Below are 13,880 nucleotides of genomic sequence, written 5' to 3' on the forward strand. Positions count from 1 at the left end.
CAATGTTAGAATTAAACCTTCAATTTTTCGCTCATAAGAAGGGTGTTGGTTCAACAAAGAACGGCCGTGATTCTGAGTCTAAGAGATTAGGCGCTAAGAGAGCTGACGGACAGTTCGTACTTGCTGGCAACATTCTTTACAGACAGCGTGGTACTAAGATTCACCCAGGCGTTAACGTAGGCCGTGGCGGTGATGATACATTATTTGCTTTAGTTGACGGTACTGTAAAGTTTGAGAGATTAGGCAGAGATAAGAAGAGAGTTTCTGTTTATCCTGTAGCAACTAACGAATAATTAATCACAGATTCTTGATGGAGCTACAAGTCTTGAGTGTGTTCTTGAGATTTGTAGCTTTATTTGTATATTAAAATTGTTTTGATTTGAGCCGCATCCGGCGGCAGAATGGATTTGAAAATGTTTGCAGACAGCGTTAGAATATTTATAAAATCAGGCAAGGGCGGCGATGGACATGTATCTTTCAGACGTGAGCTGTTCGTGCCTGACGGTGGTCCTGACGGTGGCGATGGCGGACGCGGAGGCGACGTTATATTCGTAGTAGATAAAGGACTGAATACACTTGGTGATTTCCGTCATAATAAAAAATATATTGCAGAGAGCGGCGAAGAGGGCGGCAAGCGCAGATGCCACGGCAAGGATGGCGAAGATCTTATAATCAAAGTTCCTGAAGGCACTGTTATCAAAGATGACGCAACAGGCAAAGTAATCACTGATATGTCAGGTGACAACATGCGCGAGGTTGTTCTTCGCGGCGGACGTGGCGGCAAAGGTAACATGAACTATGCAACAGCCACAATGCAGGCTCCCAAGTATGCGCAGCCTGGTCAGGAGGCGCAGGAGATATGGGTGCGTCTTGAACTTAAGGTTATTGCTGATGTCGGACTTGTAGGATTCCCTAATGTAGGTAAGTCAACATTTCTTTCACGTGTAACTAATGCCCGGCCTAAGATTGCTAACTACCACTTTACAACCTTAAGTCCTAACCTCGGAGTTGTCGACCTTGACGGTCACGGCTTTGTAATAGCTGATATTCCGGGTCTTATCGAAGGCGCTTCTGAGGGAACAGGTCTTGGACATGAGTTCCTGCGTCACATAGAAAGAACCAAGGTTCTTATACACATGGTAGATGCGGCATCTACTGAGGGACGTGATCCTATTGAAGATATTAACACAATCAATGCTGAGCTTGAGGCTTATAATCCTGATCTGCTTAAGAGACCACAGGTTATAGCAGCCAATAAGACCGATGTAATCTACTCTGATGATGAGAATCCTGTAGACAGGCTTAAAGCAGAGTTTGAGCCAAAAGGCATAAAAGTATTCCCAATATCGGCAGTCAGCGGCAAGGGCGTTAAGGAACTTTTATACGCAGTTCGTGATATGCTCGACAGTATCGACGAAGAGCCTACTGTATTTGCAAGAGAATTCTTTACAGAAGACATTCTTGATAACCCTGATGAACCGTTTACAATCAGCCGCGGTGATGACGCATCATTTATCATCGAGGGACCTCGAATTGACAGAATGCTCGGATATACTAATCTTGATTCTGAACGAGGCTTTAATTATTTCCAGAAGTTCATGCATGAGAACGGCATAATCGAACAGCTCAAGAATATGGGCATAAAGGAAGGGGATACCGTTAAGGTCGGCGGATATCTTGAATTTGATTATTATGAATAATCAGAATACGAATAATTTCAATGACTTAATCAATAATGAAAGGAGAAAAATATGGCTACAGCAGCAATGACAAGTAAACAGCGCGCATATCTTAAAGGGCTTGCAATGACAATGGATCCTATATTCCAGATAGGCAAATCAAGCATTACTCCTGAATTTGTCAAAGGCATTTCTGAGGCTCTTGATAAACGTGAGCTGATTAAAATAAGTGTTCTTCAGAATTGTGCTGATGACCCTAAGGAACTTGCCGAGATTATCGCAGAACGAACACGTTCACAGGTTGTTCAGGTTATCGGTAAGAAGATTGTTCTTTACAAGGAAGCTAAGGAGAATCCTAAGATTGTGTTGCCTAAGAAGAAATAACAGACCAACCGGAATATTCGGCGGAACTTTTAATCCTATACATCTGGGGCATATTGCACTTGCCCGACAGGCTTATGAGGAGCTCGGACTTGACAAAGTAATCATAATGCCGAGCGGCAACCCTCCTCACAAGCAGGGACTTACAATTGCTTCAGAATATGACCGGTGCAATATGGTAAGACTTGCAATAGAAGATTACCCTTATATGGAATTTTCCGATTATGAGATTACACATACAGGATACTCATACAGTGCATTAACACTGACTGAATTTGCAAAGTATTATTCCAATATATATTTTATAATTGGGGCAGACTCGCTGTTTCAACTTGATACGTGGTATCATCCCGAGACAGTCATGAAGTACTCTACAATTGTGGCAGCTAACCGTGATATGCATGCCATAACTGAACTTGAGGCAGCCGTAAGCAGCCTGGAGCAGCGTTACAATGCCAGAATAAAGCTTATACACATGAATGATGTTCCTATAAGCTCAAGTGACATACGCAGGCGTATCATGTCCGGTATGCCTGTTGATGGCATGGTCAGCGCCTCGGTTGCACAGTATATAAAAGAACACCATCTGTATTCAGGCTCTGATATTCCCGAATAATGGAGATTAACATGAGATCAGAAGATATAGAATATATTACAGAAAAGCTTAAAAAGAAGCTTACCCCCGGGCGCTTCACACATACTATGGGGGTGGCATACACAGCTGCATGCATGGCAATGCGTTTTGGTGAAGACATGGAGAAGGCCTATATTGCAGGACTTCTGCATGATTGTGCCAAATGCATATCTGATGAAGAGAAAATCAAAAAATGTGAACAGAATGGCATCGAAATCAGCCCAAGTGAATATGCCAATCCGTCACTTCTGCATGCCAAACTTGGTGCATGGTACGCATGGAACAAATACGACATACATGATGAACAGATATGCAGTGCAATAAGGTACCATACTACAGGAAGACCGGCAATGACCAAACTTGAAAAAATCATTTTCGTTGCCGATTATATTGAACCTAACCGCAATAAAGCCCCTGATCTTGACAGAATACGCAATGTATGCTTTGAAAATCTTGATATGGGTGTTATGACTATCGCAGAAGCAACACTTAAGTACATTGAGAATTCCGGTGAAGCAATTGACAACATGACAGCAGATACATTTGAATATTACAGTAAGGCCGTTAATGGCAATATTGCCGGCACAGCCGATCAACAGTGAGGTGACAACATGGCAGAGAATAATTCAAGGGAAATGGCACGAATCGCAATCGAAGCACTGAGAGACAAAAAGGGTGAAGATATCCGTGTTATTGATATCAGCAAAGTAAGCGTAATCGCTGACTATTTTATTATCGTAAGCGGCAATAACCCTAATCAGGTTCAGGCTCTCGTAGATAATGTCGATGAAAAACTGGCCGAAGCAGGATATACAACAGATAAGATTGAAGGCTCACAGGGCTCTTCATGGGTTCTTATGGACTACAATGATATTATAATCCATGTATTTTCAAAAGAAGACCGCCTGTTCTATGATCTTGAAAGAATCTGGAGAGACGGAACAGCAATAGACGCTGATGAAATCTGATAAACATCTGCGGTAATTCCAATACATTAAAATCAAAGGCAGACTAGTGAAACTACTCACTGGCCTGCCTTTTACGCATTCTTATAAAATTATGAGATATGGAGCCTTATAAGTCCTATAACCTTGCCAACAATCTCAACATTGTCTACGATAATCGGATCCATAAAGTCATTCTCCGGCTGAAGTCTGTAGTGACCGTCTTCCTTATAAAACCTCTTAACTGTAGCCGAATCATCAACCAGAGCAACAATTACCTCACCATTATCTGCTGTCTGCTGGCGTCTTACTATAATCATGTCTCCGTCATATATTCCCATATTAATCATGCTGTCACCCTTCACATTGAGCATAAACGTCTCACTATTATTAAGGAATTCAGCAGGGATAGGAAAGTAGTTCGTAATATTCTCAACAGCAAGAATAGGCTGCCCTGCAGCAACCTGTCCTATCAAAGGAACATTAACAACCTCACGCCTTGTAAGATTAAAGTTATCATCAATAATCTCAATAGCACGTGGCTTAGTAGGATCTCTTCTTATGTAACCATTCTTCTCCAACGTCTCAAGATGTGCATGCACGGATGATGTCGACTTGAGATGTACTGCCTCACATATATCCCTCACCGAAGGTGGATACCCCTTGTTGACTATCTGATTCTTAATATATTCAAGAATCTCTGACTGCTTCGCTGTAATTCTGCCGTAAGCCATATGTATGAACCTCCACTTCACTTATAAATTAATCTCGAATTGACTGTCTGCAAATAATGCATATAAAACTTCTGAATATATAATAACATAAATAAATAAATTACGCAAACAGATATTCAGAAAATTTGTTCGGAATTTTTCCGGATATCTGTTGACAAACGAATGTTTGAATGTTAATATCAATCGTGTAAAGTAAGAACAGCTATTCGATATTATGATTACATTTAATATATGTGGAGGGATATACATATGAATAATTCAGATTACACAGGCAGCAATTCAGAACATACATATTCATTACAGGCTGATTCTATAACAAAGAGCAGTGCATCCATTCGGATAGAGCAGCGCAGAAGACGTCAGGCATTACGTCGTCGTACCAGCCTGGCAGCTCTTATATGTATTGCTGTCATAATAGCATCCCTTAGTGCTGTTATCGTTGAAGCTGCCGACAGCAACAGCAGTGCATTAACATCAGACACACGCTACTACACAAGCATAACCATTGAAAAGGATGACACTTTATGGAGCATTGCCAGCTTATATGCGCCGGAAGGTGTTGACACAGGCCGCTATGTTAATGATATCCGCCGGGTTAACAATCTTCACAATGATACCATAACAGCCGGATGCAGCCTTATTATATATTATTATGCCGGTGAATAACAGCATCTCCTATATACATTCGTACAATGATTATCTGCCTATGTGCGTGTATGCTTATGTGCAATACGTTCATCCCAGCCATCGAACGTACCGTTCAATATTGCAGTGAATATGCGGTCATGTGTGCCCGGTAAGTCTTTGTTGAGAGACTTTATAAGATTCTTGGCATATTCTCTTCTGGTCTCACCATCTGCAGGACACAGGTTTTTAACAACCGGAAGATTATATTTATTCCTGAAGCCTATAACATCAGCTTCATTAACATATATCAGCGGTCTTATAAGCGTTAGTCCTGAACGCTCAAGGTACGTTACTGGCGAGAACGTATGGACACGCCCCTCCAGAAGAAGCGACATCATGAATGTTTCAATAACATCATCTTTATGATGTGCATACGCTATTTTATTACATCCGAGTTCTGCCGCCTTCTTATTGAAAGCACCTTTTCTGAGCTTTGCACACAGTGCGCATGGATTGCTTTCCCTGCGTATATTATAGACGATATCATATATATCAGTATCTATTACAGTATAATTAACATCTAATTCATCACACAGTCTGCTGATAGGAGAGAAGTCCATTCCTTCTATTCCGGCATTAACCGTGACTGCCTCAATCTCAAAGTTGTTTGGATAGAATCGTCTTAACCCATGAAGCGCATACAGAAGTGTAAGGCTGTCCTTTCCTCCTGATATTCCGACTGCGATTTTATCTCCGGAGTTTATCATTGAATAATCGTCAACCGCTTTTCGTGTATAGCTGAGGAGCCGCTGTAATTCCATAGTATTTTACCTCTTTCAATATCTGTATAGTCAATAACTATCATTATATCAGACATCCTGCCAATAACTAGACATATCATGATTTTTTTGTTAAAATTTTAAGCACAACAGACGGTTATAGATAACCTGTTTACAAGATTGTTTACGAGTCAATTAACTCAGAATGGAGATTAACATGAATTTTAAAGATATGGACCTTGCCGATAACCTTATTACAGCACTTAACGCACAGAATATTAAGCAGCCTACCGATATACAGCAGCAGCTATTTGCCCCTGTATTAGATAACCGTGATGTCATAGGATGCTCCCAGACCGGTTCCGGCAAGACTCTTGCATACCTTATACCGCTTTTCTGCAAAATTGACGTTGCCGATACACATGTTCAGGCCGTTATAGCCGTTCCTACACAAGAGCTTGGCATCCAGGTTCTCCGACAGATACAGCTCCTTGCCGGGAATGCATCAATGGACATAAGAGCAATAGCACTTGTAGGTGAAGGCAATATATCGCGGCAGATAGATTCAATCAAGACCAGACCACAGATTATTGTCGGAACTACAGGACGTATATTGAAGCTTATTCATATGAAGAAGCTGTCTGTCCATAATGTTAAGACACTTATTGTTGATGAAGCAGATAAGATGCTCGCCAAAGATAATATTGACGGACTTACGCAGCTTCGCAGATCTTTAATGAAGTATACTCAGATAATAATGGTTTCTGCAAGCATGGACAAAAAATCAATCCAGGCAGCTTCAGCTTTTAACTCAGAGCCTGTAATTCTCAATATTAAGGCCGACAAAGCCATTCCGGGTACAATCAGGCATATGTTTATTATTTCTGACCGCAGAAACCGTATAGAGACATTACGAAGTGTCATTAACGCATTATCACCTAAAAAAGGAATTATATTTGCCAACACCGCATATGACCTTGAAGAAACTGTTAATAAGCTCGTATATCATCATTATAAGGCTGATATGCTTTATGGTTCCAATGACAAACTGCAGCGTAAGAAAGCCGTTGAAGAATTCAGAAGCGGAAAGATTAATTTCCTTGTATCAACAGATCTTGCATCAAGAGGTTTGCAGATAGATGGAATTGATGCAGTCTTTAATCTTAATCTGCCTGAGAATTCTACCGAATATCAGCACCGTGCCGGCCGATGCGGGCGCAATGGCATGCAGGGTGTGTGTGTATCTGTAATTACGCCTAATGAAGTTGACAAGATCAAAGCTTATCAGAAAGAATTTGGAATAAATATAATTCAGCGCCGGTTATTTAAAGGAAAACTTGTTGCAAAGTAATGCGCACAGGGATATAATTAATTTATCGTAGTCCAACTTCGTTAAACTTGAGTTTAGCGAAGTTGGATGTGTAGGAATGGAGATTACTTATTATGGCAGGGACATACAGTGAGCAACAACGCATTAAGTATACTCAGAAACTTAATGATATTATGGATATGTTGCCGGATTTCACAAGAGATTACTTTTTCAGCCTTGAATATACCAAACAGCCGCGTACTAAGGTCGCTTATGCTATGGATTTACGTGGATTCTTTGAATTCATAAGAGAACGCAAGTATAATTCTTACGAGAGTCTGAAGCAGATTACACTGGTAGATGCCGAGAACATATCATCAACTGATATAATTGAATATCTCAGACATTCACGCCTTTATGTAAAGAACGGACGTGAGGTTACTAATTCGGAACGTGCGGCTAAGCGCAAGTTATCCTCTCTCCGCTCGTTTTACGGATATTATAATAAACAGGGATTAATGAAGAAGAATCCGGCATTTCAGGTTGATATGCCCAAGATTCACGATCAGGCAATAACACGGCTTGATGTCAACGAAGTAGCTGAACTTCTTGATAATGTTGAATCCGGTAACAGGCTCACCAAGAATCAGCTTGCCGCACACGAAGAACTCAAGACGCGCGATCTTGCACTTCTCACTCTTCTTCTCGGCACCGGCATACGAGTATCCGAATGTGTCGGTCTTGACATTAATGATGTTGATTTTGATAATGACCGTATCAAGGTAGTGCGCAAGGGTGGTGCTGAGAGCTTTGTCTACTTCGGCGATGAAGTCCGGGAAGCACTGCTTGATTATATGGATGAACGTTCAACACTTCAGCCGGCTGCCGGGCATGAGAATGCATTGTTCATATCCCGTAATAACAAGCGCCTGTGTGTACGTTCTGTAGAGAATCTGGTTAAGAAATATGCCATGACAGTAACAACCGTCAAACACATCACTCCTCATAAGCTGCGCAGCACATACGGAACTAATCTCTATCAGGAAAGTAACGATATATACCTTGTGGCAGATGTCCTCGGTCATAAAGACGTTAATACCACACGTAAGCATTATGCGGAGATTGTAGATAATAACAGGCGTAAAGCCCGTAATATGGTTCAGCTGCGTGAGAATGGCGACCATTAGACTTAATAATAATATGCCGGGCTTCCAATGTCTTTTACCCTCCTGTGAGCAGACTCACATGGGCTTAGACCTTAAGAATCCCGGCATTATTTATTTAACATATAGCCTAATATACTGTCACATAGCTGTAATATGCAAGATTAGTGCCAAAATTATCTTTGAGATGATATATCAGGGTATATGTTCCCCTGACAGTAGTATTAACACTTCCCGTAACAGTTATATAATCAGTTATGTCATTACCTTCTACATCGACTGCTCGCACACCATTCCACATATTATATGATGAACCGACAGGTATTGAATAATCCTGAACACCCGTCATATAATCTATCTTTGTCTCTACCGGCTTGATATTAAGAGAAGTGTCTGTAGGGTCATATCCGTTGCTGTTACCGGCAGATTCCTTCTTAGGAAGTGCTATCGCTGGCACCTCACCACTCTGTTCATATACAGTAACCTTGGTATCGAGCGCACAGTTCTCAAATATCCATTGTGCATCCGACGATGCAAGATAGATTGAACCTACTGTTGCAGGATTGCCCAGATTATTATATGCTGTCATATTAAGTGCATTACTGTTCTGGCTGTAATACGGAACCGAATGTATATAGCAGTCGCTGCTTATTCTGGTTGAATACTGTCCATATCCTCCGCTTGCAAGTGCCCTCCACACATTCTTCTCATATGTCTTATATGTACCGGTCTCAACAGAAGGATTAACTGAGCAGCGGAATGTCTTATATGCACTCACTACATCTCCTGCCGCTGTAATCTTATATACCGTGATAAAGTTCTCACTTTTATTAACCGATATCGAATACAATTCATTCTGTGCCACAAATGTAGATGCTTCTGTGGGACTGTCGGACGGCAATGTTACATTGGCATCATTGCTGTTATCCCCTGATTGGTTATTCTGTGATGACATCATATTGGATATTGCGTCTGAATTGGCAAATGTAAATCCTATTATCACGGCAAGCACTGCCAGAAGAATTATATATAGTTTGAAATTCGTGTGCAGTATTCCATTTTTAAATCGCTTCCATCGCGAATTAGTTGTATAGTTCATAAAACTCCTGTTTTTAGACAAAATTTAAGCTATTTCACAAATCAATATAATGCAAAATAGCTCAAATTTCAAGTGTTTTCACCGTTTATTCATTATAATTTAAGGATATCATCCAAAACAGCACCAATAATTAAAAATTCTTCTCGCGTAAAGCAATAAAATCCTTGATCAGTTCAATTGAACCCTCAACTCCAAGCTTACCGCTGTCAAGGCAGAGATCGTAACTCTTTGCATCGCCCCACTTCTTACTTGAATAATAATTATAATAACTTGCCCTGCGCTTATCTTCTTTCTGGATCATATCAGATGCCTTAGACTCATTCAGCTGATACTTCGTCATGATTCTCTTAACTCTCTTGTCCATATCTGCCTTGATATATATAGACATAGCATATGGATTATCTTCAAGCGCATAATCTGCACAACGACCAATAATAACACAGGATTCACGCTCTGCAAGTTTCTTGATTGCATCAAACTGTGCCAAAAATACCTTGTGATTAATAGGCATATCCGAATATGATGAAGTATATCCAAGCGAATATGTATCCATTACAAGTGAATACAGAAAACTGTTTGTTGGTTTTTCATCATGATTCTCAAATAATTCCTTGCAAAGTCCGCTCTCCTTAGCTGCAACAGCCAGAAGTTCCTTATCATAGCACCTGATTCCAAGTTCCTTGGCCAGCTTCTCACCAATCTCTTTACCGCCGCTGCCAAATTGTCTGCCAATTGTTATTACTGTTTTACTATTCATAAGGATACCTCCTTTTCTACATAAAGTTCCTTTTCATGTTTGGTATTATAACACAATTGTCCGCAAATTTCTACACAAATTGCAATATTTGTTAAAATTTCTACATTAAATTTTCATGCAAAATGCATGATGGAATAGTAATTGCACCACGCCCCAGTGATATGCCGGTTATATCCAGCTCTCTGCCACTTTTTCCGGACATTAGTATATTCAGCGAGTACTTCTGCGCCATTGGAAAATATTTTTCATCAATTGCAAACACTATCCCCAATGCCTCTGCTGCCTCCAGGTAGTCTGTTAATCCATCCACTTCATTATATTGGTAATCTCTTCCGGTTATTCCACATAAAACAGCATTGGCAAATAGTTTGGGATGACATGACCACATATCAAAATCAGCTACTTTTATCATGCATCTTGATGGTAATTCATTAAGAATATACCGCGCCGTTGAACCTATGCAGGCAACGCTGCGCACATGCCCTTCAAGCCTTCTTCTCTCACTGTCAATCCTGTAATCCGGCCTATTAATATCCATAAAAAATTCCCCCTTTTACCGGAGTATGTCCAGTAAATGGGAGAAATATTCAGGCAATGGTGCCTCAAATTCAATATATTGATTAGTCCTTGGATGAATAAATCCAAGAACCCTTGCATGAAGCGTCTGCCCCTGCAGTTTGTATGGAGAAACCGCATTGGAGTATACATCATCTCCAAGCAGCGGATGACCGATGCTTGCCATATGTACACGTATCTGGTGAGTTCTTCCCGTCTCCAGCTGACATTCAATATGGCTGAACTTTGAAAAATTCTCAAGAAGCCTGTAATGCGTTACCGCACGTCTGCCATTATCGCGGTCAATTGCCATCTTCTTACGGTCATTGTGGCTCCTGCCTATAGGCGCATCTACGGTTCCCGACTCCTCATTAAACCGGTTATATACAATCGCCTCATACTTCCTTGTAATCGAGTGTACGCTCAGCTGTGCTGATATTGCATTATGTGCAAAATCATTCTTACATGCAACAAGTACGCCTGTCGTATTCATATCAATCCTGTGCACAATTCCCGGACGCATAACACCGTTAATTCCTGACAGGTTATCTCTGCAGTGATACATCAGTGCATTAACAAGAGTTCCGGAATAATGACCTGCCGCAGGATGCACAACCATGCCTTTTGGCTTGTTAATAACAATAATATCCTCATCTTCATACAGTATATCCAATGGAATATTCTCAGCCTCTATCTGTGGTTCCTTAATGTCAGGAAGCGTTATATCAATAATATCAGCCTTCTTCAGCTTATAATTGGCCTTTATGTTACAACCGTTTACAAGAACATTACCATCCTGTATAAGCTTCTGCAGATAAGATCTTGACAGGTCAGACAATTCTTCCCGTTCCTGTGCCATATATCTGTCGATTCTGCTTCCTGCATCAAGCTCGTCAACATTAATTAAAAAATGTTCCATCTTACGACAATCCTCTCTTATCTCTGCGGCTTTCCCGGAAGCAGATATGCAAAATCTCCATCCTTATACACAAACAGGAATACAATGATAAATAAAACCGTCGCAGCAGTAACATAGATGTCAGCTATGTTAAATACAGGAAAATCAATGATTCTGAAATATATAAAATCTCTCACATATCCATACATGCATCTGTCAATAAAGTTACCAAGCGCTCCGGCAGCCAGCAGTGTCGCTGCAATATTAACCGGAACATATTTTTTTGTAAATGGAGTCCTTATAATCACATATACAATGGCAATCAGCACAAGCACCGTGAGTACCGCAAAAAATCCCTGCCTTCCTTCCAGCATGCCCCATGCAGCACCTCTGTTCTGCAGATACGTCAGTTCCAGCACACCATCTATTATCCTGAATGCAGGCCTGTTCTTAAGCCCCGCTGCAGCGAGATACTTCGTATACTGATCCACAGCAGCAAGGATTGCCGTAACAGCTGCAAATATAATTATCTTAATTCTGTCTTTCATGTCATTTTCCATCACTTACAATTATTCAATTATGCCATTGAGAGCCTCAAGCATCTCCGCATCAGTCACAGTCGTATCAAGAAATGCATGCCCAATGCTGTCGATAAGCACAAACTTAATCTTACCGGCATCCATCTTCTTATCGCTCTTAGATACAGCTACAACATCAGAGGCCTCTATTCCCGTAACGCTCATCGGGAAATCATACAGCTTAAGCATATCAACCGCATCATCTATATCCTCATCCGATATAAGTCCTCTTGCATTGCTTATCTTAAGTGCTGCGAGCATACCAAGTGCGACACACTCTCCATGATACAGGCTGAAATTCATAAGCTTCTCTATTGCATGTCCAAGTGTATGTCCAAAATTAAGCAGTGCCCTGTCACCCTTCTCAGTAGGATCCTTCTCAACGACTTCTCTCTTAATATTGCAGCTTCCCGCAATCATATATTCAAGTGCATCATAATCCAGAGCCTTTATTGCATCTACATTGTCACGAAGCCATCTGTAGTATGCAGAATCCTTAATAAGACCATGCTTTATAATCTCACCGAAGCCGGAATTGAACTGTCTCTTATCCAGCGACTTATGTACAGACATGTTCATATATACAAGCTTAGGCTGATAGAAAGCGCCAACCATATTCTTATATCCTCTGAAATCAACTCCGGTCTTGCCTCCGATACTTGAGTCTACCTGTGCGAGAAGCGACGTAGGTATCTGTATAAATGATATTCCGCGAAGATATGTGGCTGCCGCAAATCCAACAAGATCACCCGTTACGCCGCCACCAAGAGCTGCAAGCATATCCTTACGGTCAAACTTATTCCGTATAAGGAATTCATATACATCCTGTACCGTATTAAGGTTCTTATTGGCCTCTCCCGCTTCAAACGTATATACATATATACTGTTACCTGTCTTCTCAAGTTCTGCCTTCACTGCATCTGCATACAACGGTCCGACATGGCTTTCAGTAATTATACATATGCGCCTGTTCTTAATTCCAAGCTTTTCAACAGCTTCAGCCAGCCTTGAAAAATCCTTTTCAATAACAATATCATATATCGGCTCATCCGCTGTATTGTGTACTGTAATTAATCTGCTCATAATAATCTCCGTTCTGTTAATATGACAAACGGAAATGAGCCATTAAGGTTCATTCCCGTCAATAACTTCTATATGTATAACCTAATTAATAATCAAGATTCTGAGAAGTAACCTTATCTCCAAGTGAAGATGCGAAGTTAATCTCGCTGTTTATAAGGTCTGATAAATCTCCCGAAACACTGACATTAGGAGGTGTAATAATAAATATTCCTCCTGTTATCTTCTGAAGATTGCCTTCCATTGAATAACTTGAACCTGCCGAAAAATCAATAATTCTCTGAGCCACTTCAACTCTGACGCCCTCAAGATTAAGTACAACAGCCTTGCCATCCTTAAGCGTATCTGTAATCTCTCTTGCATCTTCTATAGACTGTGGTCTGATTACACACACCTCAAGCCCACTTCTTCTTGATGACTGCATAGGAACTACCTTATCCTTGCGTCCTCCGAACCTTGACGATGACTTATCTGTATCATCCGAATCATTAGCTCTTCCATTAAACAGAGATGCTCTTGATGACTTCCTTGGCTCATCATCATAGAAATCATCAACGTCATCGTATGCTTCCTCATCATTCATATCATCATCATAGTAATCGCCGCCGTCTAATCCCAGCTTACCAAGAATCTTATCAAACATTATACATCCTCTTCTTTCAT

The 13,880-nt window shown here is 40.8% G+C and carries 18 protein-coding genes; 9 read left to right on the plus strand and 9 right to left on the minus strand.

The window, feature by feature from the left end:
• Window positions 1-2 precede the first annotated feature (2 nt).
• The 6 genes from rpmA to rsfS all read left to right on the plus strand — a co-directional run bounded on the left by rpmA (window position 3) and on the right by rsfS (window position 3,662).
• On the plus strand, window positions 3-293 hold the full coding sequence (gene rpmA, locus NQ488_07245) for a 50S ribosomal protein L27 (protein UWN94398.1): 291 nt from the start codon (window positions 3-5) through the stop codon (window positions 291-293).
• Between the two features lie 120 nt (window positions 294-413).
• Entirely contained in the window at window positions 414-1,700 is a 1,287-nt protein-coding gene (gene obgE / locus NQ488_07250; GenBank protein UWN97120.1) for a GTPase ObgE, read from the plus strand.
• A 66-nt stretch (window positions 1,701-1,766) separates the two neighbouring features.
• Window positions 1,767-2,063 (plus strand): ribosome assembly RNA-binding protein YhbY, encoded by a 297-nt coding sequence (gene yhbY, locus NQ488_07255; protein ID UWN97121.1) that lies wholly within the window; start codon window positions 1,767-1,769, stop codon window positions 2,061-2,063.
• A complete protein-coding gene (gene nadD / locus NQ488_07260; GenBank protein ID UWN94399.1) occupies window positions 2,041-2,676 on the plus strand; it encodes a nicotinate (nicotinamide) nucleotide adenylyltransferase in 636 nt (211 codons plus the stop codon). The genes yhbY and nadD overlap by 23 nt, the downstream gene beginning before the upstream one ends.
• Before the next feature lie 11 nt (window positions 2,677-2,687).
• The gene (gene yqeK, locus NQ488_07265) at window positions 2,688-3,296 is read left to right on the plus strand and encodes a bis(5'-nucleosyl)-tetraphosphatase (symmetrical) YqeK (protein ID UWN94400.1); all 609 of its coding nucleotides are present in this window, start codon (window positions 2,688-2,690) and stop codon (window positions 3,294-3,296) included.
• Window positions 3,297-3,305: 9 nt separating this feature from the next.
• Entirely contained in the window at window positions 3,306-3,662 is a 357-nt protein-coding gene (gene rsfS, locus NQ488_07270; GenBank protein ID UWN94401.1) for a ribosome silencing factor, read from the plus strand.
• An 89-nt stretch (window positions 3,663-3,751) separates the two neighbouring features.
• On the opposite strand, the gene lexA is transcribed toward rsfS, so the two are convergent.
• A complete protein-coding gene (lexA, locus tag NQ488_07275; GenBank protein UWN94402.1) occupies window positions 3,752-4,372 on the minus strand; it encodes a transcriptional repressor LexA in 621 nt (206 codons plus the stop codon).
• A gap of 249 nt (window positions 4,373-4,621) precedes the next feature.
• Here lexA and NQ488_07280 point away from each other — a divergent pair, with 249 nt between their 5' ends.
• Entirely contained in the window at window positions 4,622-5,038 is a 417-nt protein-coding gene (locus tag NQ488_07280; GenBank protein ID UWN94403.1) for a LysM peptidoglycan-binding domain-containing protein, read from the plus strand.
• Between the two features lie 38 nt (window positions 5,039-5,076).
• Here NQ488_07280 and NQ488_07285 read toward each other — a convergent pair whose 3' ends face one another.
• Complete coding sequence (locus NQ488_07285; GenBank protein ID UWN94404.1) at window positions 5,077-5,820, minus strand: tRNA 2-thiocytidine biosynthesis TtcA family protein; 744 nt, start codon at window positions 5,818-5,820, stop codon at window positions 5,077-5,079.
• Window positions 5,821-5,995: 175 nt separating this feature from the next.
• Between NQ488_07285 and NQ488_07290 the strand changes: the two genes are divergently transcribed.
• Window positions 5,996-7,129 carry a DEAD/DEAH box helicase gene (locus NQ488_07290; protein UWN94405.1) on the plus strand — a complete coding sequence of 378 codons (1,134 nt, stop codon included), beginning with the start codon at window positions 5,996-5,998 and terminating at the stop codon, window positions 7,127-7,129.
• A gap of 92 nt (window positions 7,130-7,221) precedes the next feature.
• Window positions 7,222-8,274, plus strand: coding sequence for a tyrosine-type recombinase/integrase (locus NQ488_07295; GenBank protein ID UWN94406.1), 1,053 nt, complete (start codon window positions 7,222-7,224; stop codon window positions 8,272-8,274).
• A 106-nt stretch (window positions 8,275-8,380) separates the two neighbouring features.
• Here NQ488_07295 and NQ488_07300 read toward each other — a convergent pair whose 3' ends face one another.
• From NQ488_07300 to NQ488_07330, 7 genes are all read right to left on the minus strand, one after another.
• Window positions 8,381-9,349: a DUF5011 domain-containing protein gene (locus NQ488_07300; GenBank protein UWN94407.1), complete on the minus strand. Its 969-nt coding sequence runs from the start codon at window positions 9,347-9,349 to the stop codon at window positions 8,381-8,383.
• A gap of 130 nt (window positions 9,350-9,479) precedes the next feature.
• Window positions 9,480-10,106 carry a cytidylate kinase-like family protein gene (locus tag NQ488_07305; GenBank protein UWN94408.1) on the minus strand — a complete coding sequence of 209 codons (627 nt, stop codon included), beginning with the start codon at window positions 10,104-10,106 and terminating at the stop codon, window positions 9,480-9,482.
• A 100-nt stretch (window positions 10,107-10,206) separates the two neighbouring features.
• Window positions 10,207-10,644, minus strand: a complete 438-nt coding sequence (locus NQ488_07310) for a hypothetical protein (GenBank protein ID UWN94409.1) — start codon at window positions 10,642-10,644, stop codon at window positions 10,207-10,209.
• Window positions 10,645-10,659: 15 nt separating this feature from the next.
• Window positions 10,660-11,580, minus strand: a complete 921-nt coding sequence (locus tag NQ488_07315) for an RluA family pseudouridine synthase (protein UWN94410.1) — start codon at window positions 11,578-11,580, stop codon at window positions 10,660-10,662.
• Window positions 11,581-11,597: 17 nt separating this feature from the next.
• On the minus strand, window positions 11,598-12,107 hold the full coding sequence (lspA, locus tag NQ488_07320; protein UWN94411.1) for a signal peptidase II: 510 nt from the start codon (window positions 12,105-12,107) through the stop codon (window positions 11,598-11,600).
• Window positions 12,108-12,128: 21 nt separating this feature from the next.
• Entirely contained in the window at window positions 12,129-13,220 is a 1,092-nt protein-coding gene (aroB, locus tag NQ488_07325; GenBank protein ID UWN94412.1) for a 3-dehydroquinate synthase, read from the minus strand.
• Window positions 13,221-13,305: 85 nt separating this feature from the next.
• On the minus strand, window positions 13,306-13,860 hold the full coding sequence (locus tag NQ488_07330) for a cell division protein SepF (GenBank protein ID UWN94413.1): 555 nt from the start codon (window positions 13,858-13,860) through the stop codon (window positions 13,306-13,308).
• Window positions 13,861-13,880: the final 20 nt, after the last annotated feature.

It is taken from the genome of [Bacteroides] pectinophilus (assembly GCA_025146925.1).
GTDB classification, from domain to species: Bacteria; Bacillota; Clostridia; order Lachnospirales; family Lachnospiraceae; genus Bacteroides_F; species Bacteroides_F pectinophilus.

Bases quoted from the DNA above. Each gene is read 5' to 3' on its own strand.
- NQ488_07305 (UWN94408.1), bottom strand. From the start codon at position 10,106: ATGAATAGTAAAACAGTAATAACAATTGGCAGACAATTTGGCAGCGGC.
- NQ488_07315 (UWN94410.1), bottom strand. From the start codon at position 11,580: ATGGAACATTTTTTAATTAATGTTGACGAGCTTGATGCAGGAAGCAGA.
- lspA (UWN94411.1), bottom strand. From the start codon at position 12,107: ATGAAAGACAGAATTAAGATAATTATATTTGCAGCTGTTACGGCAATC.
- NQ488_07285 (UWN94404.1), bottom strand. From the start codon at position 5,820: ATGGAATTACAGCGGCTCCTCAGCTATACACGAAAAGCGGTTGACGAT.
- obgE (UWN97120.1), top strand. From the start codon at position 414: ATGTTTGCAGACAGCGTTAGAATATTTATAAAATCAGGCAAGGGCGGC.
- NQ488_07290 (UWN94405.1), top strand. From the start codon at position 5,996: ATGAATTTTAAAGATATGGACCTTGCCGATAACCTTATTACAGCACTT.
- NQ488_07300 (UWN94407.1), bottom strand. From the start codon at position 9,349: ATGAACTATACAACTAATTCGCGATGGAAGCGATTTAAAAATGGAATA.
- lexA (UWN94402.1), bottom strand. From the start codon at position 4,372: ATGGCTTACGGCAGAATTACAGCGAAGCAGTCAGAGATTCTTGAATAT.
- NQ488_07295 (UWN94406.1), top strand. From the start codon at position 7,222: ATGGCAGGGACATACAGTGAGCAACAACGCATTAAGTATACTCAGAAA.
- rpmA (UWN94398.1), top strand. From the start codon at position 3: ATGTTAGAATTAAACCTTCAATTTTTCGCTCATAAGAAGGGTGTTGGT.
- rsfS (UWN94401.1), top strand. From the start codon at position 3,306: ATGGCAGAGAATAATTCAAGGGAAATGGCACGAATCGCAATCGAAGCA.
- yhbY (UWN97121.1), top strand. From the start codon at position 1,767: ATGACAAGTAAACAGCGCGCATATCTTAAAGGGCTTGCAATGACAATG.
- NQ488_07330 (UWN94413.1), bottom strand. From the start codon at position 13,860: ATGTTTGATAAGATTCTTGGTAAGCTGGGATTAGACGGCGGCGATTAC.
- aroB (UWN94412.1), bottom strand. From the start codon at position 13,220: ATGAGCAGATTAATTACAGTACACAATACAGCGGATGAGCCGATATAT.
- NQ488_07280 (UWN94403.1), top strand. From the start codon at position 4,622: ATGAATAATTCAGATTACACAGGCAGCAATTCAGAACATACATATTCA.
- yqeK (UWN94400.1), top strand. From the start codon at position 2,688: ATGAGATCAGAAGATATAGAATATATTACAGAAAAGCTTAAAAAGAAG.
- NQ488_07310 (UWN94409.1), bottom strand. From the start codon at position 10,644: ATGGATATTAATAGGCCGGATTACAGGATTGACAGTGAGAGAAGAAGG.